The organism is Labrenzia sp. R5_0 (assembly GCF_017743835.1).
Classification (GTDB): domain Bacteria; phylum Pseudomonadota; class Alphaproteobacteria; order Rhizobiales; family Stappiaceae; genus Roseibium; species Roseibium algicola.
The window spans coordinates 315,307-336,814 of record NZ_JAGHRK010000004.1 but is presented as its reverse complement, the minus strand read 5'-3'; the positions used below and the strand labels follow the sequence as shown (position 1 = coordinate 336,814).

Below are 21,508 nucleotides of genomic sequence, written 5' to 3'. Positions count from 1 at the left end.
CGTCTCTCTCAGCGTGTAAGCGATTTTCAAGCCAAGTTGTATCGGATCATGTTGCGTCCGATGGAAGAGCTTGAGACCAAGTGCTTAATAGGTTGCGAAATGCTAACGGCACCGCCAACCGACCATTGACAGCGGCTCGCGAGCGTCTTGTCCAACGACTTCGTCATGTAGTCCTGCCAGCCCAAGACACCACGTCGGCCGGTGGCTTTGTACACGTACTTGTCCGATATTGGTTGAGCGTGGATCCTGGTCCCACTACCGTCCAGCCTGAAAAGAGTTTCAAAGTCTAGCCTATTTGCATGACCACGATCGGCCAGCCGCTTCCATGCGCCATAGAAAGCGTTCAAAAAGGCATCGTCGCTCTCGGAGTACACCATGCTGTGCAAATGAAAGAGTCTGTCAGTCTCAACAACGCTGATCATCAGGAAGGGATGTGACGCACGTCTCATGCGGTTGCGAACGGACATCATGATCCACCTGTCGACAGCGCTAGTTACCGACAATCCAACCTGCAGCGCTTCAGCCTTGAACGTGTCTGGCAAGTCAATGGTTACCCCTAGGTTGGGCTGAAGCTCGCTCGAGTTCTTCCAAGCATCAACGTACATCGCGACCCTACGTCTGGAGTTCGTACCTCCGAAAAAGGGAAACTGAAATTGATACGTCTTCTGTTCGTATTTCCTTTTGCCTGTTTTCTTTTCCGTATGGTTTTTGTAGGGGACTATTGGAATTGAAGAATTTGAGTCAGTTTCACGAGGCGAGTCGCCGCTCTTTCGGCTGCTGTCCGTAGGCCCTGGAACATCGAAATGGTCGCTGCTCATTGACCAGCCTCGGATGTATTTCTGAAGCAACGTTCCGAGAGCCAGTCGATGACTGCCTGACGTGGGCACCGAACTGTAGAACCTGATATTTTACAATGAGTTGGCCCTTTCCCCTTGACCCGCCAGTTGCGCAGCGTTCCGGCACTCATGTCAAGCCATGTAGCCAGTTCATTCTCAGACAGAAACGGGGGCATCTCTTCCGAAGAAAGAAGCCGGGAATTGGACCGATGCAGCGGTAGTATCTCGTTCTTCAGGAACTCAACTGCCGTATGAATTTCGCTATCTTGCAACGTCATCTCCTGCGTTCGTTGTTGGCGATGAGCAGAAGGTGACGAATTCCGGATCGAGCCTTACAGAGGAATATTAGGGGGCGTTCTGAACCTATTTTTCCACTGGCTCGCGACGGGCAATTTCCGAGCGTTTTTCTTGTCCAACGTACCGGCGGATTGCGTTGTCGACCGCACTGTCGGACCGCTCAACAATTTTGAGGATGCGTGTCGCAAAGCGGACAAAGGGACCATGGCGATCTTGACCAGAAGAGCCGGGTTTCTGTTCTGGAGGGCTCGAGTAGCCCGGCTTGTGTCCTGTCATGTGCTCATAGAAGATTCCGAGCTGTTGAAGGGCGTCCAAAAGATCGTCTCTAGCCGGTCGACCACGGGTGGGCTGGATCGCTTCTTCGATGGCAGCCGCAGCTTTGGCAACCATCAGGGTGTGATACCGGAAATCGCTCCCATTGAAATGACCGCATTGATCCTCATCCTCCTCTCCAACGGCCATCTCGATCTGATCGATCGTTAGGTCATCCATCTCGGTGAGAAGTTTGTGGGCTTCCGAAAGATGCATTTGCAGCGATGAGAACACTTGCTTTGCCGTGCGAGACGTAAACATGTCCATGCCATTGAACCGGCTGAGCCTGTTATTCCAGTACAGGTACATGTAAAGCGTTCGCTCGATGCTAGACACGCAGTCATCGAGTTCTGCCTCTGTCAGACTTCCGAACTCTTCGAACAGTTTCTGTTTTGCGCTCAAATTGAGGTTGAGCAGTCTAAAGCGGATCTTCGGATGAGCACCCTCAGGCAGGTGTTTCATTTCTTCATGGCTGAGAATCTTGTACTCAATTTTCATTATTGCCCCGAGTGGCCGCGCTGAGGACCTCCGAGAGTTTGTTCGCAGACTCCCGAACATCGTCGTCATAGAGATGTGCGTAGCGGAGAGTAGTCTGGTGTTGGGTATGACCAAGTTGCCTACCGATCATCGGCAACGAGGCGCCAGAACTGGCCATCAGGGTCGCAGTGGTGTGGCGGAGGTCGTGCAGTCGCACCTCAGGAATGCCGGCCTCTCGTCGGATGCGCCCCCAGAAGGTCTTAAGTGTTGTTAGAGGCTTGCCTGGCTCCTTGCCTGGGAAGACATGTGTATCCTCCTCAGCACGCAATTTATGGCGTTGTTTCAACAGCTCGATAGCAGGTTTGGAAAGCGGCAATCTCTCCGTGCGCTTTTGTTTGGTGTTGTGGGAAGGCTTGACCCAATTGCCGGTGTCTAGATTGACGTGTGTCCACCGCATGTTGAACACTTCACCGCATCGGGCACCAGTGAGCAGGAGAAAGCGGACAATATCGCACGCCTTCTGATTGGGATGCCCCTCCATCAACACATAGAGCCGATTGAGTTCTTTCTGAGTGAGCGGGCGCTCTCGTCGCTCCTCATGGTGCTTCTTCCACCCCTCGGTCGGGTTCTGCGCACACCAACCCCATCTCTTTCCGAGATTGAACATTTTGCTTAGAAGGGCAACTAGGCGATTGGCCGTGGTCGGCGTGCTGCTCATCAAGGCGGCGACACGCTCGATGTCCCGAAAGGTGACGTCCTGAATCTTTTTCTTGCCAAGCTGCGGCTTGATGATCCTGCGAATTAGGGATTCGTCACCTTCTAGGGACCGCGGGCGTTTATTCGGCTTGGCGTGACGCTCGATGTAGTCGTCGCAAAGTTTGTTGACGTCAGGAGCCGCCTTCAGGGCTTTTCGGTCGGCGAAGGGGTTTTCTCCTCGCCGGACCTTCGCATAGAGGTCACGAGCCTCCTCACGAGCCTGGTCGGGAGTAAAACCTCCGTGTTTGCCTATGGTCCCTCTTTTCTCATGTCCGGCGTGGTCGCGATATCTAAAGACATAGCTTTTGGCGCCAGCCTTCGTCACCCGCAGGCCGAAGCCGGGAGTGGTGCTGTCCCAGAATAATATCTGATCCTTGTCAGTCGGCGGCGTGGCTTGGTCGACGAAACGTTTGGTGATCTTTATGGAGTTGGCCATATGTAAGCGCAATGTAAGCAGTAGAACGTGATTATAAGTGATGCAGAGTGACATGCCGCTTTGGCACTGCCTTCCAGAAAATTATTAATATCAACACCTTAATGATGCGACGTGAGCACCGATGACACGGAGTGACATGGCTCGCACCAGATTCCTAATCTGAGGGTCGCGCGTTCGAATCGCGCCGGGGTCACCAGTTTTCCTGATTTAGCGAATAAGTTTTTGAGGTTGCCGCGCCATGATACGCTTGTGCTGCATCCCCCAACCGATCGCGCTCTGGTGCGAAAGTTCAGCTAAGGGCTGACTGGCCTCTCCTTGTCTTCGACATCGACGGTAACAAGGTTCATCAATTCCTCGCTTCCGAACCCAAGTGACATTGGGCAAGTGACACCGGGGAGGACGCCGATGTCATAGAGCTCGGCGACGGCACCGTCGATACGGAACCATTCCACACAGGCGCCGGTGTCGAGGTCGATGACCTGAACACCGCACCAGGGCTCTGAATCGGCAACCCTCAGCCGTTCATCGAGCGCCAGGCCCTCGAAACGCTGGTAACGTGGTTTGGAGAGCCCTACGAACGCATAACGACCGTGGAAGGATAGGCCGCGCAGGAAACCGGGGCAGAAGGTGAGCGGTTCGAACCGTCCCTCGCTGTCGCCGTCAGCGGGGACTATTGACCCGAGTTCACCGGTGCCTGAATTCAAGAGCCACAACCGGCCGCGGTACCAGCGTGGGGAATGCGGCATGGAAAGCCCCTGGCAAACGATCCGGCCGGTTTCCACCTCCACCACAACGCCGCCGTCGGCGCGCCGGTCTCGCCAGCCGTCAATCGTGTCGGACCGGCTCACCGCCGTAACAAAGGCCGGCCTCCCATCCCTCATCGCCATACCGTTCAGATGGCAGCGATCTTCGTCGATGATCCGGCTTACGAAGGGCGGCGTCCAGACCGGTCTGAAGCTGTGTCGCTCGGATATTGTCGACAGACAGTTGAACCTCGTATTTACGAACAGGATGCGTCCGTCACGGTCAATGCCCAGATCATGTGCATCGAGGGCACCGGTGACATGAGCAGCGCGCGGCACGAAGCAGGCATCGAACGTGTCGTTGATCCGCTGGTTCGGTTCAAGCACGTTTTCCAGCCGCACGATTTCCGACAACGTGGCCAGGTATATGGTTCCGCCGCTGACATGAATTCCCATGGCTTGCCGGAAAAACTGCTCATTGACCATCAGCCCGCCTTCCGGATTGCGGCCAAGCAGATAGAACTTGCCGGATTGGTAGGACGAAAAGGCAACCGAGATCTTGAGCGAGGCGAGAAGGCCAACGAGGCCGCCCGACATGGAATAGGTGACGCCTGCAGGTTCATCAGCCCGGGTCTCGCTATTGCCGACTGGCAGGTTCCTGTCCTCAGTCGGCATCAGCTTCCCGTTTCCAACCTGCCGAGCTCGCCGCCGGCATCGCATTAACCATCTATCATGCTCTTTTTGCAGCACAGTTTTTGAAGATGTCGAATCAAAACATTAACCAATCCGGGAGCAAGAATAGCAGTAATTCGTTTTGTCCTGTTTCGATTACTCGCGATATGTCGGCCGGCAAAGGCCGGCAGTCACCGGAAAGACCAGTTTCATGTGCTCCTTCCCCAAGTCCGCAGTACAAAGGCGGCTTATGCTGACCTCGGCGCTCGCCGTCCCCGTCGTCTTCGGCTATGCGGGGCGCCAGGCCTATGCCGCCTGCAGCGCGCTTGGCGGTGGCACCTATCTGTGCTCGGGTACGCTGAGGACCACGCAAACCATCAACGCCGACAATGCCGACGTGACCATGGCTTCAGGCGCCTCCATCGACACGACCGGCGGCACCGGTAACGCCATCACCGTCACCGGGAACGGCGCCCTCAGCTTCATCAATACGACCGGCGGCCTCATCCAGGGCGAAGAAAACGCCATCGATGTCAGGTCGACAGGTGACGACGGCACAATCGAAGGGGCGGTGACCATCAATGTCACCGGCAACGTCAATGCCGTGAAAGGCCACGGCATCAATGCGCTCAATGAGTCAGGGTCGAGCGGGTCGATCACCGTCACTGCAGCCAGCGTCACCAGCGCGACAAAAGACGGCATCTATGCGCGCAACCGTACAACGGCCGGCCGCGATCTGACGATCACGACGACCGGTACGGTCTCTGGCGAAAAGAACGGCATACAGGCCAGAAATGACGGCACTGGCCGACTGTCCGTCACGACTGTCGACGTTTCGGGCGGATCGGGAAGCGGCATTTACGCATGGAACGAAGGGACGGACCTCAGCGTGCGCGCGACGGGCACAGTCACCGTCACGGGCGCCGGCTCAGAGCACGATGCAAGGGCAGGAGTCGTTGCCCGCAATTACGGTTCCGGATCCCTGACAATCGAAACTGTCGATGTTGTGGCAAGCGGCGACAGCGAAGTCGATGGCATCTTCGCAGACAACGCGTTTGGCACGGACTTGTTCATCACCGCCACGGGAGCTGTCACTGCTGAAAGCAACGGTATTACTGCAACGAACCGAGGGAGCGGCAGCCTCTCCATTACCGCCGCAGATGTCCGGGGCAGCGAAAACGATGGCATCTATGGCCTGATTGAGAGCACTGGCACCAACATGTGGATCACCGCCACCGGTGGAGTGTCGGGCGGGCGATACGGAGTATTCGCCAAGAACGAAGGCAGCGGCGAGGTGACAGTGACCACCGCAACGGTGACGGGCGGGACAAAGGACGGCATATACGTTCGAAATTCGGCCAGCGGGACGGATATTACGATCACCGCAAATGGTCCCGTTACTGGCGAGGAAAGGGGCATCTACGCCCGCAACGACGGTACCGGAAATACAACTCTCACTGTCACCACTGCTGCTGGGGCGAAGAATGCCGGCATTCTGGCCAGGAACTTCAATTCCGCTGGGGACCTGACGATCACTGCAACTGGTACGGTTTCAGGTGCCTTATCAGGGCTCTTTGCCAGAAACTTCGGCACCGGCGCGCTCAGGATCACGACCTATGACGTTGAAGGTTTCGACGGTGACCACGTAAAAAACACGGCCAACGGCATCAATGCGGAGGCCCACGGCACCGGTCTCACCATCACCAGCTCGGGTACCGTGAGCGGTACCGGGAGCGGTATTGCCGCGAGGAACATGGGAACCGGTTCCGCAACGATCAGCGCAGTGAACGCCACCGGCGGGGCCTTCGAGGGTATCTATGCCCTCACCAGTTTTACCGGCACGGACCTGACCGTAACCTCGACCGGCCGAATTTCGGGGGCCACCCACGGCATCCGGGCCCAGAACGACGGCACGGGAACCACCACCGTCACCGCACATGACGTCTTGGGATCAAGCAAGGACGGTATCTATGCACGCGGTGCAAGCACAAGCGCCGACATCACCATTACCGGTTCGGTCTATGGCGGCCGGAATGGCGTCGGCCTGGACGTGGCCGGGCCCAACACGATCACCATCACAGGTACCGGAGCCCTCAGCGGCGGCGACAAAGCAATCAACACGACGGTGAATACGCCTGCCAGCGACGACACAGTTGTCAACTATGGAACGGTCACCGGCGACGTCGACCTGGGCGGTGGCACCAATTCCTTCGACAACAGATCAGGAGGCCTCTTCAAGAGTGCTTCGACCGTCAATCTTGGCGCCGGCAACACGCTGACCAACGAGGGCGACCTCTCACCCGGCGGCACCGGAACGATCCAGACAACGGCACTGACCGGCAATTTCGTCCAGACCAGCAGCGGGACCTTTTCCGTAGACATGAACTCGGAAGCCTCGACGGTCGACCGGATCAACATTTCCGGAACGGCGACGCTCTCAGGCAATGTGAAGGTTAATCCGCTGAACCTGGTCGACCCGACCAAGACCCTGACCATCCTGTCCGCGGCAGGCGGTGTCACCAACAACGGGTTGACCGCCAGGGACACCGTCGTGGTGGACTACACGCTTGTCTTTCCCAATGCGACGGACGTGGCCATCGGCAACCAGTATATCGACTTCACACCCGTTGCTCCCGACGGCACATCGCAGCTCAGGACGCAAAACGAGCGCAATGTTGGCGCCAACATGAACGCAATCTACTCTGACGGCGGCGGTGCCATGCACGACCTGCAATTGGAGCTGATGAAGATCGAAAGCATCGAGGCCTACCAGAAAGCCTTGGATCGGCTGCACGGCGAACATTACCTGGTACAGGTCGGGGTGGCGATTGGCAGCCTTCACAATTTCCGTGAATCCCTTTTGTCCTGCCCTTCCCGGCTCGATGGCGTCGCGGTTGCAGCCGCCGACGACTATTGCCTTTGGGGCCGGGTCCAGGGCCAGAGGGTCGATATTCGCCAAACCACGTCAACGATCGGCGGCGGAGAGACGAGTTACGGCTTTTCCGGCGGCCTTGAAGTGCCACTCGGCGACGGCATGCGGGTCGGTGTCGCCGGCACGGTAGAAACCAGCGAGCTTTCCACCAACAATTCAGGCACATCCGACGGCATGCGCTACACAATCGGCGCAAAGTTCGAAAAGACCTGGGGCGCGCTGGAGGCAAGTCTGGGTGGCTATGGCGGCCTGGCGCAATACGACACCGACCGCCAGGTCGGTCTCGGCTTTGGTACCGCCAGCAGTGATCAGACCATCTCATTTGCCGGGATCGTCTCCCGGCTGTCCTATGCGTTCGATACCGGTACGGTCCGCGTCGTGCCGATGGTCGACGTCGCTGCGACCCGGGTAGGCTTCGGCGATGTTCGGGAAACGGGAGCCGGATCCGCCAACCTCACCATATCTGGCAGCAACGACTGGATTCTGACTGCAACACCTGCTGTTGGTGTCATGGGCACGTTACACGAAAGCCCCGGTTACAGGATAAATGGCTCGCTGAAGACGGGTGTCAGCTTCTTTTCCAACAACGACTACCGCATCCATTCACGCTTCACTGAAGCCCCTTCGGGTGTTCCGAGTTTCGTAACCACGACCAAACTCGATACTACGGTCATGAACCTTTCCGCCGCACTCGAACTGCAGAAGGCCTCCGGCACTTCCTTCAAGCTCGCGTACACCGGCAGTTTCGGAAGCGTGAGCCGGAGCAATGGCGGTTACCTGAGGGCAATCGTTCCATTCTGAAAGCAGGCATGGCCTGACTTTTTCATGACAATGGCGGGATTGCAGGCTGGCAAATGTGACACGGCCGAACAACGCTCGCTCAAGGCCGGATAAAAAGCTACGCGCAGGGTATGCAGCCGAAGCAGGTTTCATAAAACAAGTCTGAGCGCGCAGGCAAAGGGCGCCTGCGCCGGACGTTTGTTGGTTGCCTTACGGCGTGACTGGCGTGTGCAGCGTCGTGACCGGGATGCCGGTGGCGACGGAGCCGTCGGTCAGGGCATGGCTGGGGTTGGCGGCCTTGGTGGCGGCGACACCGGCGAGGATCATGGCGACGACGGCGATGCTCCAGAATTTCATGGCACTGCTCCCTATGGTGAAGAGCGCTCCTGCCGCGCAGGCGCAAGCTCTGTTCAGACCTGTACGCCCGGCCAGGGGTGACCGGGCGTACAAAAGCCGACCTTTTCAAACAGATGGCGCATCCGGTGACCGTCTCGGCAGACGTGGGAGGCAAATTCGCCACGATTCGAACTTCGACTTTCGTCTATATTAGACTTTAGGATGAGATTGAACAATGCCGTAAAGTTACTTATTCGGCAAGTCTCTGACATGACTTGGCTTTCAGGCTTGGGCGCGACAGAAATCGCCTACCAGCTTCGCATGGACAAGGACAGACATCCCTGAAAAGGGGTGTTATGCGCTGCGCGGCTTGCGCCTTTGCGCCGCCAGTTCCCGCGTATAGGCCGACAAGGCATCCAGATGTTGTGCCGCAGCGGTGCTGTCGCGCGCGGCCAGCGCATCGGCCAGGGCCTGATGCAGATCGGCGATCCGTTCGCGGTCGCGCAGGCGGTAGACCAGCATGTTCATGAGTGGCTGCATCGCCTCGAAGGCGGCCGACAACTGGAAGACCAGGATCGGGTTGTCCGTTGCCCGCGCCACGGCCGAATGAAAGGCGACGTCCGACGCGCAAAAGTCCTCGTCGCTTGTGTCACGGTTTCTCTGCCGGGAAATTTCACGGGCAAGTTCGGACAACTGTTCGTCGGTGCGTTTTTCCGCCGCCAGGGGCAGCGCGGCAGCTTCCAGCGCAAAGCGGGCCTCGATGGCGTCTTCCAGCGGAATGTCGTTCATGCCGATCAGGAGCCGCGTGGTCGTCATCAGGTTGTCCTGAGCTTCGGCCCAGGTCATGCGATTGACGAAAGCCCCACCGGAAGAACCCCGCTCGCTGCGGATAAGGTTCTGGGCGGCAAGCCGTTTCAAGGCCTCGCGAACAGTCGACCGCGACACACCGAAGCGCTCCGCCAGATCGGCTTCACTCGGAAGGCGTTCCTCACCGGCAAGGCGGCCTTCGAGAATGGCATTGCGGATGGCATTGGCGATCTGGACCGAAAGACCCTCTTTTTGAATCGTGTTGAATTCAATCGCCAAAAGAACCTCCGAATTTTCGCCTGAACCCCGGCAAACCTAAAGAGACGACCCGACACGGTCAAACAAATTGTTTAAATGTCTGACAATTAAATGTTTGACTTTTAGAGGCTGCCCCCGCAGCCTAGGCGAAAATTTATCAGGAGGATCGGGTGGACACCGTTGCGCGGCTCATGCCTGGCCACAGAGCGTTCTGGCTGACCTTTTATGCCGCCATTCTGGTGGCCTGGGCCATCCTGTTCGCCATGCAGGCAGACGGCCTGAGGGAAACCACGGACTGGCAGCTTACCGGGCTAACCATGGGGCCGCCGCTGGAGGCATTCCTGTCCCTGTGCTCGGCAACAGCCGCCAATGCCGGCTTCGGGGTCGCCGCCCTGATGTGGGCCCTGATGGCCCTGGCGATGATGGCACCAACAGCCTTTCCTGCTTTTCGCACCTATGCGCAGCTGACACAGACTGCCGCCGCAGGCATCTTGCCGCTGGCCGCGCTTGTGGGTGGGTATCTTGCTGTCTGGCTCGGATTTTCGCTTCTGGCCGGTTCTCTTCAGGTCTGGCTGGCAGGACAGAACCTGCTCGATCCATTCGGCAAATCCGTTTCCAACCCCTTGAACGCGGCCCTGTTGCTGCTGGCGGGGGCTTATCAGTTCAGCCGCCTCAAGCAGGCCTGCCTCAGCTCCTGCCGGAACCCGCTGACCTTTTTCTTCAGCCATTGGCAGCCGGGGGCCCGGGGCGGGCTTTCGCTTGGCCTCAGACTTGGCGCCGTCTGCCTTGGCTGCTGCTGGGCCTTGATGCTGCTCGCGTTTGTCGCCGGCACCATGAATCTCGCCTTCATGGGAGGCGCCATGGTGCTGATGACACTGGAAAAACTTCCCGACATCGGCGCGAAACTTACCGCGCCGGTCGGCGTTTTCCTCATTCTGGCCGGACTGGTCGTTCTGGTTCTGCCGTTATTACCAATAACCATATAGGGAGAAAATCATGTCCGGCTGGGCCATCAGAGGAGAACTGATCCTCAACTGCAATTGCACCGTCTTCTGCCCCTGCGTGGTATCGCTCGGCAAGCACCCGCCCACAGAGGGTTATTGCCAGGCCTGGGCGGGTGTGCGCATCGACGAAGGCCACTATGAGGGCGAGGACCTCTCTGGCCTCAACGTCGGCCTCGTTCTGGAAATTCCGGGCCTGATGGCCCGCGGCAACTGGAAGGCCGCTGCCTATATCGACGAGCGCGCCAGCGAAGCGGCCTATGACGGATTGATCAAGATCTTCTCCGGACAGGCCAAGGGCACCACCGGCCTGTTCCGGGTTCTGGTCAGCGAGTTTCTGGGCGCCGAACGCGCTCCTGTCTCCTACACCAACGAAGGCAAGAAACGCCGCCTGATCGTCGGCAAGGCGATCAAGGGCGAAGTGGAGCCTGTGCGCGGCGCCAATCCGGACGAGGATATTGTCGTCAAGAACACCGAATACTGGATGGGTTCGGACATTACGGTCGCCACCGCCACGCAAGGCCGCGTGCGCGCTTACGGCAGGGTCTGGGATTTTGACGGCAGAAGTGCTGAAATCTGCCAGATCGACTGGTCCGGCCCGGCGGCGGAAGCCGCCGCCTGAAACCGAAGAGAAAAGGGAACAGCTCATGACCTTCAAGGCACTGATTGTCGACAAGGACGAAGACGGCAAAACCCACGCCTCGATTGAGAACATCGACGTGAGCCGGTTGCCGGAAGCCGATGTCACCGTTGCCGTGGAATACTCCACGCTCAACTACAAGGACGGCCTGTGCCTTGGCCCGGGAGGGGGACTGGTTCGAAACTATCCGCATGTGCCCGGCATCGACTTTGCCGGAACCGTCGAGGAAAGCTCCGACGACTGGTACAAGCCAGGCGACAAGGTGGTACTGACCGGCTGGCGCGTCGGCGAAGCGTGGTGGGGCGGCTACGCCCAGAAAGCACGGGTAAAGGGCGAGTGGCTCGTCCCATTGCCGGAAGGCTTGACCACGCGCAACGCCATGGCCATCGGCACAGCCGGCTTCACGGCCATGCTTGCGGTCATGGCGCTTGAGGAGCACGGTCTGAAGCCTGAAAACGGGCCGGTGCTGGTCACCGGTGCCGCTGGCGGCGTCGGCTCCGTCGCAACCGCCATTCTGGCCAATCTCGGCTACGAGGTTGCCGCCGTCACCGGACGCGAGAGCACCTGGGATTACCTGAAGTCTCTTGGCGCCGCCCGCGTGGTGCCACGCGATGACGTCGCCGAAACGGTCAAGCGCCCCCTCGAAAGCGAAACCTGGGCGGGCTGTATCGATGCTGTCGGCGGTCCGATGCTCGCACGTGTTCTCGGCCAGATGAAATACGGCGCATCTGTTGCAGCCGTCGGCCTTGCAGGCGGCGCCAATCTGCCGGCAACCGTCATCCCGTTCCTGCTGCGCGGCGTCAACCTGCTGGGCATCGACAGCGTTATGAAGCCTTATGACGGCCGCCTGAAAGCCTGGGAACGGCTGGCGAAAGACCTGCCGATGGACAAGCTGGAAGCGATGATTCACCCGGCGACCCTTGAAGACCTGCCGGCGCTTGGTGCCGACATCCTGAAGGGCCAGGTCAAGGGCCGTGTCGTCGTCGACGTGAATGCCTGAATCAATTCCTTGCCCGGGTGGACAATGCGTCTGCCCGGGCGAATTTCGTCATGGAAATGAATGCAGATCTTCAGGCAGCCGCAGCTTTTTCCTGTAAGCGCATGAAGTCGCGATAAGGCACCGGCCTGTAGCCAAAAAGCAGGTAATCGACCTTGTAGTGGTCGATCAGGGCCACATAGAGATCTTCCGCAATATCGACCACTTCAGTTTGTGGGTTCGCGTTTTCCCGTGGCAACGGCTTCTGGATATCGAGATCCTGCGCGAGCTGGGAAAGATCCATGTTCTCGAACCGGATCAGATAGTCCGGCGCCTTGTTGGAATGCATGTGCATCGTGTACTTGAACTGCGGCGGCACCACGAAGATCTGTTCGTTGAACATTTTCCGGAAGAAGGTCAGCGGGTCCCAGGTTGGCAGGTCCGGATACCGGCTGCGGAAGCTTCCGACATATTTTTCCCGGGTCATGAACCTGTACCCGGACAAGGCCCGGTCGATCGGATCTCGTATAGCAACAATAACCCTGTAGTCATTCCAGCATTCTACAGGCGTATTTGTCGTCGGGAATCCGTGATTCCAGACTTCGTCAAAGCCAAGCCAATCTCTCAGGCTCGTACCAGCTACTTTGGGATTGTGTACAAAAACAATCTTTCGATCGTGGCATATGTTGGGATTCATATCCAAGGTTGTCCGAATTATTGTTCCGCAGCCTCAAAACAACATATTCACGACCTGATTCTCAAGAAAGAAATGTATTATGGGACAAAGTTGTACACTAAATAACACGTAAAGATTGAATATGGCGCCTTTCTTAGTGAAATTACCATAAATGAATAAACTTAATCGTATACATCAGTTAATAGATTCAGAAACACGATCAAACATCATGAATATTTGAATTCATAAATATTCCTTGAGGTAAAAAATCTTCTTCATTTCAATAAATTGGATAAATTATCTGAAAAGAACAAATCCTCTGATGTTTAATCAGTTCCCGGAACGTCCGAACTCTGTCTTCAGAAAATCGATCATCACCCGCACCTTGAGCGGCAGATAGGCCCTGCTCGGATAAAGGATCCATGCGGCGGTTTCGAAGTTCGCCGGAGCACACGTGTGGTCGGGAAAGAGATCGACCAGCCTGCCGTCTTTCAGGTCGCTCGCAATCAGCCAGTCGGCCAACAATGCCGGACCAAGGCCAAGCCTGGCTGCTTCGCGTAGCGCAAGCGCGCTTGAAATTGTCGTTCTGCCGGACACTTCCACATCGAAGGGCGAGTCATCCCCAAGCCTGAAGCGCCAGGCATTGCGAAAATCCGGCAATGCAAAACACAGGCAATTTCGGGCAGACAGGTCACCCGGCGCTTCCGGATGCCCTTCCCTTTCAAGATAGTCCTGCGAGGCCACCACCCGGTAATGGGTTTGCAGCAGCTTTGTGGAAATGAGATCGCCTTTCGGCGCCGCAGCCAGGCGGATAGCAAGGTCCAGTCCTTCGGCCAGAAGGTCGAGATTGCTGTCGGAGGGAAAAAGCTCGACCGAGATATCCGGGTACCGGTCGTGAAACACCGGCAGAAGCGGGACGATTCCTTCCAGCACGAAAGCAACCGACGCCGTCATGCGCAAGGTTCCCCGTGGCTGCTGGCTTCTGGCGGCAATGTCCTCGTTCGCCGCTTCGATCTCCTCCAAGAGCGGCGCAACCCGCTGGAGATAGGCTTCGCCCGCCTCCGTCAGCGACAGCTTGCGCGTGCTGCGCTGGAAAAGCCTCTGACCAAGCTCCCGCTCGATTGCAGAAACCGTCCGGGACACATTCGAGGCATCGAGATCCAGCGCCCGCGCGGCAGCTGCCAGGCTGCCAAGGTCGCGGACGAGCAGGATTGTCTTGAGGGCTTGCAGATCCATTCATGCAGAATAAGCACGAATATCCTGCGAGCCACAGTGTTTTTCCTCCACATGTGCAGAAATAACCTCCGGGCATCATCCAACCAGGAGATACCCGCATGACACTGCTTCTGCGCATCAATTCCAGTTCCCGCCAGACCGGCTCGCACTCGACCGCCATTGCCGATCATTTCGAGGCAAGCTACCGCCGCAAACATCCCGACTGCCGCGTCATCACGCGAAATGTTGCCGATGGCTCCATCCCGATCATCGGCCAGAAGACCATCGAAGGTTTCTATACCGAGCCCGCCTCCATGACCGAAGACCTGAAGGAAGCGACAGCCCTTTCCGACAAATTGATCGCCGAACTTCAGGAAGCCGACACCCTGCTGATTGCCGCGCCGATCTACAATTTCGCAGTTCCCGCGGCGCTCAAGGCCTGGATCGACCAGATCGTTCGTGTCGGGCACACATTTTCGTTTGACGGCAACAGCTTTCAGGGACTTGCAAAAACCCGGCGCGCGGTGGTGATTTCCGCCTATGGGGCCGAAGGCTATCTTGACGGCCAGCCCTTTGCCGCGGCCAACTTCGTGCAGCCTTACCTCAAGTTCCTGTTGTCGTTCCTGGGCGTTGAGGATATCCGCTTCATTGCCGTGCAAGGCACCGTCGCCGATCCTGAAAAGGTCTCTGCCAGCCTTCTGGCCGCCCGGCAGGAATGCGATCTGGCTGCCTGATCGACCTTGCTGGCGCACACCGGTCTCCGCGGCCACTGCTTTTGCCGCGGAGGACCGTGCCGCAGATCTGGCCGAAACCGCCAAAAAAGGCGCGCGAACCGGTTGCATTCCAAGGAAAGCTCCCATATAAGCGCCCGGTCCAGAGTCGTCCGGCTCGTCGTGGACTGGTTTTCTGTGTTCTTGCGCAGACCGTTTTCGACAACCGAGGGCATGCCGTGTCGGCTCTGAATGCACCAACAAAAGAGTATCCGTTCTGAACGGATGCACCAAGGAAAGGATGCAAAATGCCCAAGCTGAAAACGAAGTCCGGCGCCAAAAAGCGCTTTAAAGTGACCGCGACCGGCAAGGTGAAAACCGCGCAGGCCGGCAAGCGTCATGGCATGATCAAGCGCACGAACAAGTTCATCCGCAACGCCCGTGGCACCACCACGCTGAGCGACCAGGATGCAAAGATCGTGAAGCAGTTCCTGCCCTACGCATAAAGCCAGCCCCGAAGGAGATCACCTAAATGTCACGCGTCAAACGGGGCGTTACCGCCCACGCTCGCCACAAAAAAGTAATCAAGGCAGCAAAAGGCTATTACGGCCGCCGCAAGAATACCATCCGCGTTGCCAAGCAGGCCGTCGAGAAAGCCGGCCAGTACGCTTATCGCGACCGCAAGGCCAAGAAGCGCAACTTCCGTTCGCTCTGGATCCAGCGCATTAATGCGGCAACCCGCCAGCACGGCATGACCTATGGCCGCTTCATCGACGGTCTGAACAAGGCCGGCATCGAAGTCGACCGCAAGGTTCTGTCCGACCTCGCCATCAACCAGCCGGATGCCTTCAAGGCCCTGGTTGATCAGGCTCAGGGCGCTCTGGCCGCTTAAGGCAGGCTTCCCTATCCGATTTGAAAAACGCGGTTCATTCGAGCCGCGTTTTTTGTTGCCTGGTGGCTGCCTATCAACCCGGCAATTCAAAGCTGCATTTTCAAGCACTTCTCTTTTTTATTGCAAACCCCGGAAATTGAAGCCTACCCTTCCGGTTCCGATGAGGCTGACCCTTCGTCAGCCTTGCGGAAAACAAGGAGGGTTGGATCCATGCAGCTTGTCGAGGCGTTCTTCGCCCTAATCGGCGACCTGACCTGGGGGTGGGCACTCATCCCGTTTCTCGTCGTCATTGGCATCTTCTTCACGGTCGTTACCGGTTTCGTTCAGCTACGCTTCTTCCTGCGTATGTTCCGCGTATTGTCTTCCAAGAACCAGTCGGGTGATCCCAACGCCATCTCTGCCCGCGAAGCCCTGCTTCTGTCTGTCGGCGGCCGGGTTGGTGGCGGCAACATCGCCGGTGTCGCAGTCGCAATCACCCTCGGTGGACCCGGTGCGGTCTTCTGGATGTGGGCCGTTGCCCTTGTCGGCATGGCAACCAGCCTGATCGAGTGTTCGCTCGCCCAACTCTACAAGCGCTCCACGGGTGACGGCACCTATCGTGGCGGACCTGCCCGCACCATCATCCATGGCCTAGGCGCCGATTACCGCTGGCTTGCGGTGCTTTATGCACTCTGCCTCATGGCCTCCTTCGCCTTCGGCTTCAACGCCTTCCAGGGCAACACTGTGGCGGGCGCCGCGGAAGAAAGCCTCGGCATTGGCCGGCTGTGGACGGGCATAGGCCTGACCGTGCTGACCGGCCTGATCGTCTTTGGCGGCATCCACCGCATTGCAAAGGCAGCGGATGTCATCGTGCCGATCATGGCCGTCGGCTATATCGGCATGGCACTGGTGATCATCCTTCTCAACATCACCGAGGTGCCCGGCGTCATCTATTCCATCGTTCTCAACGCCTTCGGGCTGGAAGAGGTAGTCGGCGGCGGCATGGGCGCAGCCCTTGCGCAAGGCCTGCGCCGCGGGCTATTCTCCAACGAGGCCGGCCTCGGCTCGGCTCCCAACGTTGCCGCGACGGCGGAAGTCCGCCACCCGATCAGCCAGGGCATCACCCAGTCCTTTTCGGTCTTCATCGACACGATGATCATCTGCACCTGCACGGCGCTGATCATCCTGCTCGGCGATGTCTATGCGCCGGGTGCAGAAGGCGTTGACGGCGTCGTCCTGACCCAGCAATCGCTTGCTTCCCACCTCGGTGGCTGGACGAGCTATTTCCTGACCGGCGCAGTGCTGCTCTTCGCGTTCAGCTCCATCATCTACAACTACTACCTCGGCGAAAACGCCCTCAGTTCGATGACATCCAGCACCATGGCCCTGCACGTACTCAGGGTCGCCGTGATGGGCGTCGTGTTCCTGGGGGCGACGGCACCGAATGCAACCTCGGTGTTCTTCTTCTCCGATCCGCTGATGGGCGTCCTGGCGGTCGTCAACCTACTGGCTCTGATGATGCTGTTCCCGACGGCAAAGCGGATCCTGGACGACTTCAAGAGCCAGCTTCGGGAAGGTGTCGCCCGACCGGTGTTGAACCCTGACAACTTCGCGGATCTCGACATCGACCGCAGCGCCTGGACCGGCAAGGCGCCGGACTGACGGGCTCAAAAGACGATCTCTTGCAGTGGCGCGTCCTCCTGGTCGCGCCAGTCTGTCTGCGCCGGGGCCTGCCAACACTTTTCTTTTGAAGCCCGGTGTGGTCCTGTTCCCGTGTCGGTTCCGTCAGCGAAAGCGAGGCAGCAGGTTGCCCCTGACAGCGAAACAACATGGCGTCATGAAGGGCATGATTGCGGCGGTAATCGTCGCGGCCACCGGGCTTGGCCTTGGCGCCGTTCAGTATCCGCAGGACTGGCTGCCGGACGGCTCGCCGCAAGCCCGCCTTACGCTGGCAGCCCAATGTCTGCTGGCCGGTGCTTTCTGGCTGCTTTTGTCGATAGGCCTTCTGGCGCGGCATCGCTTTTTCACACCGGAGGATATCGACGGCAGCGGACTGACCTCAGGCACCGAAAAGGCCAAGGTGTTGCAGGCCGTGCTCCAGAACACGCTGGAACAGACCACGCTGGCCGCCCTTACCTACATCGCATTCGCAGCACTTGCTCCGGCCGGGTATCTCGGCGCTTTGCCTGCGGCCGCGCTCCTGTTCTGGTGCGGACGCGCTCTGTTCTGGAACGGTTATGAAAAAGGCGCGGCCGCCAGGGCCTTCGGCTTTGCCCTGACGTTCTATTCAACCGTTCTTCTGTTTCTGGCCGCCCTCGCTTTTTCCTTCTTTTGATCGGACGGACCTCTTTTTCATGCATCACGTGATCATTTACGACTGCGAATATCTGACCGCGCCCGGCGCCATGAGCCGGCAATGGTGCGGTCCGCTGGATCCGGATCCGAATGTCGCCCAGATTGGCGCGGTGAAACTCTCGCTCGGGGGCGGTTATGACATTCTCGATACATTCAATGTCCTGATCAAGCCGAGGGACAGGTTCGGCAGGCACCCGAATGTAGATCCTTTCTTCACCGAGCTGACCGGCATTACCCAGGCGGACATCGACCGCGAAGGCATTGCCCACGCCGACGCACTGGAAAAATTCGCAGCCTTCGCAGAGGGGGCGAATTTCTGGTCCTGGGGCAAGGACGAACTCACCCTTCTGGCGATCAGTTCCTATATCGAAGGCCTGACACCACCTATCCCCGCCCACCGCTTCGGCAACGCCATCGGCCTGATCTTGAATGCGGGCACCCCCGTTGAGGATATGGGCAAAATGACGAGCGGTCGTCTGGCGGAGTATTTTGGCCTAAAGACACCGGACGGGCGGCAACACGATGCTCTCGACGATGCCATGTCGGTTGCCGTGAGCCTGCAGCATCTTCTGAGGAGTGAGAAACTGACCGCCGAAGACTTCGCTCTGCCACTCGCGGTCCGGCTGCCAGAACTGTCGGAACACCGTTCAGCCTGAGTCCTCCCTCCGCAGGTCAAACCTGATTCCCCTTGCCGTCAGGACTTGCCCCTGCCTGCAACGGGCCGGTTCCGGTTACCACCGCTATCCTCGCTTCCCACTGAAAAGTGTCCGGTTTTGCGCCACTGCATTAACGATTGTTAATGCGGATCGGCGGTTTTCTGCGGACAAAAAGTTAACAAGAGGTTAACGTGGCACGGTGATTGCGACGTTTCAGGTGAGGCAGCCTTGGGCGTGCCATTCTGAAACAATGAGGCGTTAAATCGTGCGAGTTAACCCGGTTTCTTCTGCAGGTCGTGCCAATGTGAGGCGGAAGCGTCCCTCCGTGGGAGAGACGGAATCCGAGCGGCAGGCGACCTTTGACACGTATCTCCCCGTTCCCGTGGAACCGGAGCTTGAGCGCGAGCAGATTGCCTTCAGCGCGCGCTACCGCCCGAACTCTATTTTCCTCGCCCATCTGATCGCGACGCGAGATGGAGAGCCCCAGACAAGGTTCCGCAGGCAAACTGAGCCTCTCACCGGCGTGAACTCCTATCGGGCAACTGCTGCCCTGCCACGCCAGCGCCCTGCCGGCCGACTGCTCAAGACCGAGCGCTAGGCCAACCTGTTTTAAAGTTCCAGAAGTACCACTGGAGACCTTCAACCCGGGGCATTGCTCCGGGTCTTTTTTTGGTTTGCCCGAACATGCTTCAGGTGAAGATCTTGGAGGGGCATATCAGCCGGACTGCAGAGGCTGGAGGCAGAAGCACCGCGCGAAATGACGGCACCGGGAACAAATTCTGCTGACAACCGTTACCTCCAGACAGCAGCGGGCAAACCCTTCACCCGTCAAAGTGTGACGCGCGTCACATTTTTCTGTTGTCAGAGACCCTATATTGAAAAACAGATCCGGACTCCCCGGACCTCCGAAAGACTGGCCACGGACTGGCCCACCCCGGAGACTGAAATGCAAGTAAGACCCGTATCGGCCATCCATCCCATGCGCATCCGGCAGAAGCCGGTAACCGCTCCGACTGAAAGAACCGGCTTCGGTTCGACCTCAAATGGTCAGTTTGGCGCTCTGGATGCCGTCCCCGCACATCTCGCCGCACAGGCTTCTCAGCGTGACGCCTATTACGGCGCTCATGCCGAATATGCCACTCAGCTTCTGGCCGGAGACTCGTTTGACGAGCAGACCTGGCTGGAACGCCGGCAGCATGTCGCGCAATATGCATCCGCCGCCGAAGACGGCGACGAACGCTCCTACACGATCTCCCTGTCTGCCTGACCTGTCGGAAAACGCTCAGGCTTCTACACGCAGGAAACCGGCCAGGCCGGTTTTCTGGTGTTCGATCACATGACAATGGAATGCCCAGTCGCCCGGATTATCGGCAACCAGGGCCACTTCCATGGTTTCTTCTTCCAGAAGCAGCGCGGTATCCGTCACCAGCGGCGGCAGCTTGCGCTTGTTCGACCGCAGCAACTGGAACGACATGCCGTGCAGATGGATCGGATGATCGTTCGGTGATTCGTTTCGGAAGCGCAGGATGTAGGACTTGCCATGCCGCAAGGTCGCCAGCGGATCGAATGGCCCCGGCACATCCCCGCCCCAGGCCACCCGGTTGATCGACCAGAAGGTATAGCCGAGCGAACCACAGATGCTGGCCTGCGGCGCATCCCCGCCCGGAGACCAGCCGAACACGAAATCCAGAACCTCGGCATTGGCAAGGTCTGCCTGTGGCACAGGGTTCGGCTTGAGTGGCTTCAGTTCTCGCAGGTCCCTGCCGGCTGACGCGCCCTTGGGCTGGAACGTCGCCAGCACCTTGTCACCATTCGGCTTTTTCAGAACAAGCGTGGCGACCTCGTCTTCACTGTCCGGCACACGCAGGGCAACATCAGCCCGCTGACCGGGCGCAAGCACGATTTCGTCCATCGCCACCGGCTGCGGCAACGGGTTGCTGTCGATCGCGATCACCAGCGCCTCGGCGCCGGAAACTGTATATCTGCCGACCCTTGTGAGATCGGTGACAGCCAGACGCAGACGCACGAGAGAGCCCGCGGCAAGTTCATAAACGGGCTGTGGTTGCCAGTTGACCGTCGAAACGGTTCCGAGCGTGCCGCCTCGCGCGGCATTGCGAGGCTTGTAGAAGGCAATGAACTGGCCGTCGCCCCCAAGCCGGAAATCACGAATATTCAGTGGCAGGTCGCTGTCGAAGCCGGCATCTTCCTCGTCTTCCACCACGATCACCCCGGTCATTCCCCGGGCGATCTGTTCCAGCGTGTTGCAATGCGGGTGGTACCAGAAGGTGCCGGCGTCAGGCGGCGTGAACTCGTAGCGGAACGCGTTTCCCGCCTCGATCGGATATTGCGTCAGATAGGGTACGCCATCCATGTTGTTGGCGATCCTGAGCCCGTGCCAATGCACCACCGACGCTTCATCAAGCGCGTTCTTCACGTCGATCGTGGTGGTCTGCCCCTTGCGGAACCGCAGCACCGGTGGCGGACCACTGGGGCTGAAGCTCATCATGTCAGCCGTGACCGTTTCCGGCAGCACGGAATGATTGAGCCTTGAAAGGGTCAGGCTGTGCTCGGCGGCCAGTGCCTGCCTGGCACCAAGTCCACCGGCTGCAAACGCCGTCAGCGCCCCGGCGCCGCCAAGCAGGATCTCCCGCCTCGAAAATCCGGGCATATTGAAAACCTCATATGAATATCGGCGCGTCCAACCGCACCAAACACCCGTGAGGCGGCGATCACAAGGTTCAAATTGACGCGGTCAGGTGGCCGGCC

22 protein-coding genes and 1 tRNA gene are annotated in these 21,508 nt (G+C 58.5%); 13 read left to right on the top strand and 10 right to left on the bottom strand.

All coding sequences use genetic code 11. From position 1 onward, the window contains the following. Positions 1–26: 26 nt before the first annotated feature. The 4 genes from J7447_RS21495 to J7447_RS21485 all read right to left on the bottom strand — a co-directional run bounded on the left by J7447_RS21495 (position 27) and on the right by J7447_RS21485 (position 3,114). The gene (locus J7447_RS21495) at positions 27–818 is read right to left on the bottom strand and encodes a hypothetical protein (protein ID WP_209170864.1); all 792 of its coding nucleotides are present in this window, start codon (positions 816–818) and stop codon (positions 27–29) included. Further along, on the bottom strand, positions 815–1,012 hold the full coding sequence (locus J7447_RS31555) for a helix-turn-helix domain-containing protein (RefSeq protein WP_353653813.1): 198 nt from the start codon (positions 1,010–1,012) through the stop codon (positions 815–817). Before J7447_RS31555 ends, J7447_RS21495 begins: the two co-directional genes overlap by 4 nt. 187 nt (positions 1,013–1,199) lie before the next feature. Further along, the gene (locus J7447_RS21490) at positions 1,200–1,943 is read right to left on the bottom strand and encodes a hypothetical protein (protein WP_209170863.1); all 744 of its coding nucleotides are present in this window, start codon (positions 1,941–1,943) and stop codon (positions 1,200–1,202) included. Continuing rightward, positions 1,933–3,114, bottom strand: a complete 1,182-nt coding sequence (locus J7447_RS21485; protein WP_209170862.1) for a site-specific integrase — start codon at positions 3,112–3,114, stop codon at positions 1,933–1,935. Before J7447_RS21485 ends, J7447_RS21490 begins: the two co-directional genes overlap by 11 nt. Positions 3,115–3,237: 123 nt before the next feature. Here J7447_RS21485 and J7447_RS21480 point away from each other — a divergent pair. Further along, a tRNA-Arg gene (locus J7447_RS21480) sits at positions 3,238–3,310 on the top strand. Positions 3,311–3,407: 97 nt separating this feature from the next. On the opposite strand, the gene J7447_RS21475 is transcribed toward J7447_RS21480, so the two are convergent. Then, entirely contained in the window at positions 3,408–4,532 is a 1,125-nt protein-coding gene (locus J7447_RS21475; protein ID WP_209170861.1) for a TIGR03032 family protein, read from the bottom strand. A gap of 247 nt (positions 4,533–4,779) precedes the next feature. Between J7447_RS21475 and J7447_RS21470 the strand changes: the two genes are divergently transcribed. Continuing rightward, positions 4,780–8,262, top strand: coding sequence for an autotransporter outer membrane beta-barrel domain-containing protein (locus tag J7447_RS21470; protein WP_209170860.1), 3,483 nt, complete (start codon positions 4,780–4,782; stop codon positions 8,260–8,262). Between the two features lie 189 nt (positions 8,263–8,451). Here J7447_RS21470 and J7447_RS21465 read toward each other — a convergent pair whose 3' ends face one another. Both J7447_RS21465 and J7447_RS21460 read right to left on the bottom strand, forming a co-directional pair. Further along, positions 8,452–8,598, bottom strand: a complete 147-nt coding sequence (locus tag J7447_RS21465) for a hypothetical protein (RefSeq protein WP_023002620.1) — start codon at positions 8,596–8,598, stop codon at positions 8,452–8,454. A gap of 333 nt (positions 8,599–8,931) precedes the next feature. Then, entirely contained in the window at positions 8,932–9,663 is a 732-nt protein-coding gene (locus J7447_RS21460; RefSeq protein WP_082444716.1) for an FCD domain-containing protein, read from the bottom strand. A gap of 149 nt (positions 9,664–9,812) precedes the next feature. On the opposite strand from J7447_RS21460, the gene J7447_RS21455 reads away from it, so the two are divergent. From J7447_RS21455 to acuI, 3 genes are read left to right on the top strand one after another with little or no spacing between them, the layout of a single operon-like run. Beyond that, positions 9,813–10,628, top strand: coding sequence for a DUF2182 domain-containing protein (locus J7447_RS21455; protein WP_209170859.1), 816 nt, complete (start codon positions 9,813–9,815; stop codon positions 10,626–10,628). A gap of 10 nt (positions 10,629–10,638) precedes the next feature. Then, complete coding sequence (locus J7447_RS21450; protein ID WP_023002616.1) at positions 10,639–11,265, top strand: DUF1326 domain-containing protein; 627 nt, start codon at positions 10,639–10,641, stop codon at positions 11,263–11,265. A 25-nt stretch (positions 11,266–11,290) separates the two neighbouring features. Next, positions 11,291–12,283, top strand: coding sequence for an acryloyl-CoA reductase (gene acuI / locus J7447_RS21445; RefSeq protein WP_031270065.1), 993 nt, complete (start codon positions 11,291–11,293; stop codon positions 12,281–12,283). Between the two features lie 70 nt (positions 12,284–12,353). Here acuI and J7447_RS21440 read toward each other — a convergent pair whose 3' ends face one another. Together J7447_RS21440 and J7447_RS21435 are read right to left on the bottom strand one after the other, a co-directional pair. After that, complete coding sequence (locus tag J7447_RS21440) at positions 12,354–12,746, bottom strand: hypothetical protein (protein WP_023002614.1); 393 nt, start codon at positions 12,744–12,746, stop codon at positions 12,354–12,356. Positions 12,747–13,265: 519 nt separating this feature from the next. Next, positions 13,266–14,171 carry a LysR family transcriptional regulator gene (locus tag J7447_RS21435; RefSeq protein WP_209170858.1) on the bottom strand — a complete coding sequence of 302 codons (906 nt, stop codon included), beginning with the start codon at positions 14,169–14,171 and terminating at the stop codon, positions 13,266–13,268. Positions 14,172–14,269: 98 nt separating this feature from the next. On the opposite strand from J7447_RS21435, the gene J7447_RS21430 reads away from it, so the two are divergent. The 8 genes from J7447_RS21430 (at position 14,270) to J7447_RS21395 (ending at position 20,009) form a co-directional block, all read left to right on the top strand. Beyond that, positions 14,270–14,884 (top strand): NAD(P)H-dependent oxidoreductase, encoded by a 615-nt coding sequence (locus tag J7447_RS21430; protein ID WP_055660082.1) that lies wholly within the window; start codon positions 14,270–14,272, stop codon positions 14,882–14,884. A 284-nt stretch (positions 14,885–15,168) separates the two neighbouring features. Continuing rightward, on the top strand, positions 15,169–15,366 hold the full coding sequence (rpmI, locus tag J7447_RS21425; protein ID WP_023002610.1) for a 50S ribosomal protein L35: 198 nt from the start codon (positions 15,169–15,171) through the stop codon (positions 15,364–15,366). A gap of 26 nt (positions 15,367–15,392) precedes the next feature. After that, positions 15,393–15,752, top strand: a complete 360-nt coding sequence (rplT, locus tag J7447_RS21420) for a 50S ribosomal protein L20 (protein ID WP_023002609.1) — start codon at positions 15,393–15,395, stop codon at positions 15,750–15,752. A gap of 210 nt (positions 15,753–15,962) precedes the next feature. Beyond that, complete coding sequence (locus J7447_RS21415; RefSeq protein WP_023002608.1) at positions 15,963–17,393, top strand: alanine/glycine:cation symporter family protein; 1,431 nt, start codon at positions 15,963–15,965, stop codon at positions 17,391–17,393. Between the two features lie 145 nt (positions 17,394–17,538). Next, positions 17,539–18,066 carry an MAPEG family protein gene (locus tag J7447_RS21410; protein ID WP_208992228.1) on the top strand — a complete coding sequence of 176 codons (528 nt, stop codon included), beginning with the start codon at positions 17,539–17,541 and terminating at the stop codon, positions 18,064–18,066. Positions 18,067–18,085: 19 nt separating this feature from the next. Then, positions 18,086–18,742 (top strand): 3'-5' exonuclease, encoded by a 657-nt coding sequence (locus J7447_RS21405; protein ID WP_209170857.1) that lies wholly within the window; start codon positions 18,086–18,088, stop codon positions 18,740–18,742. 325 nt (positions 18,743–19,067) lie between these two features. Next, positions 19,068–19,340, top strand: coding sequence for a hypothetical protein (locus J7447_RS21400; RefSeq protein ID WP_031270062.1), 273 nt, complete (start codon positions 19,068–19,070; stop codon positions 19,338–19,340). A 348-nt stretch (positions 19,341–19,688) separates the two neighbouring features. Continuing rightward, positions 19,689–20,009 (top strand): hypothetical protein, encoded by a 321-nt coding sequence (locus J7447_RS21395; RefSeq protein ID WP_139314091.1) that lies wholly within the window; start codon positions 19,689–19,691, stop codon positions 20,007–20,009. Positions 20,010–20,024: 15 nt separating this feature from the next. On the opposite strand, the gene J7447_RS21390 is transcribed toward J7447_RS21395, so the two are convergent. Continuing rightward, a complete protein-coding gene (locus J7447_RS21390; protein ID WP_209170856.1) occupies positions 20,025–21,410 on the bottom strand; it encodes a multicopper oxidase family protein in 1,386 nt (461 codons plus the stop codon). Positions 21,411–21,508: the final 98 nt, after the last annotated feature.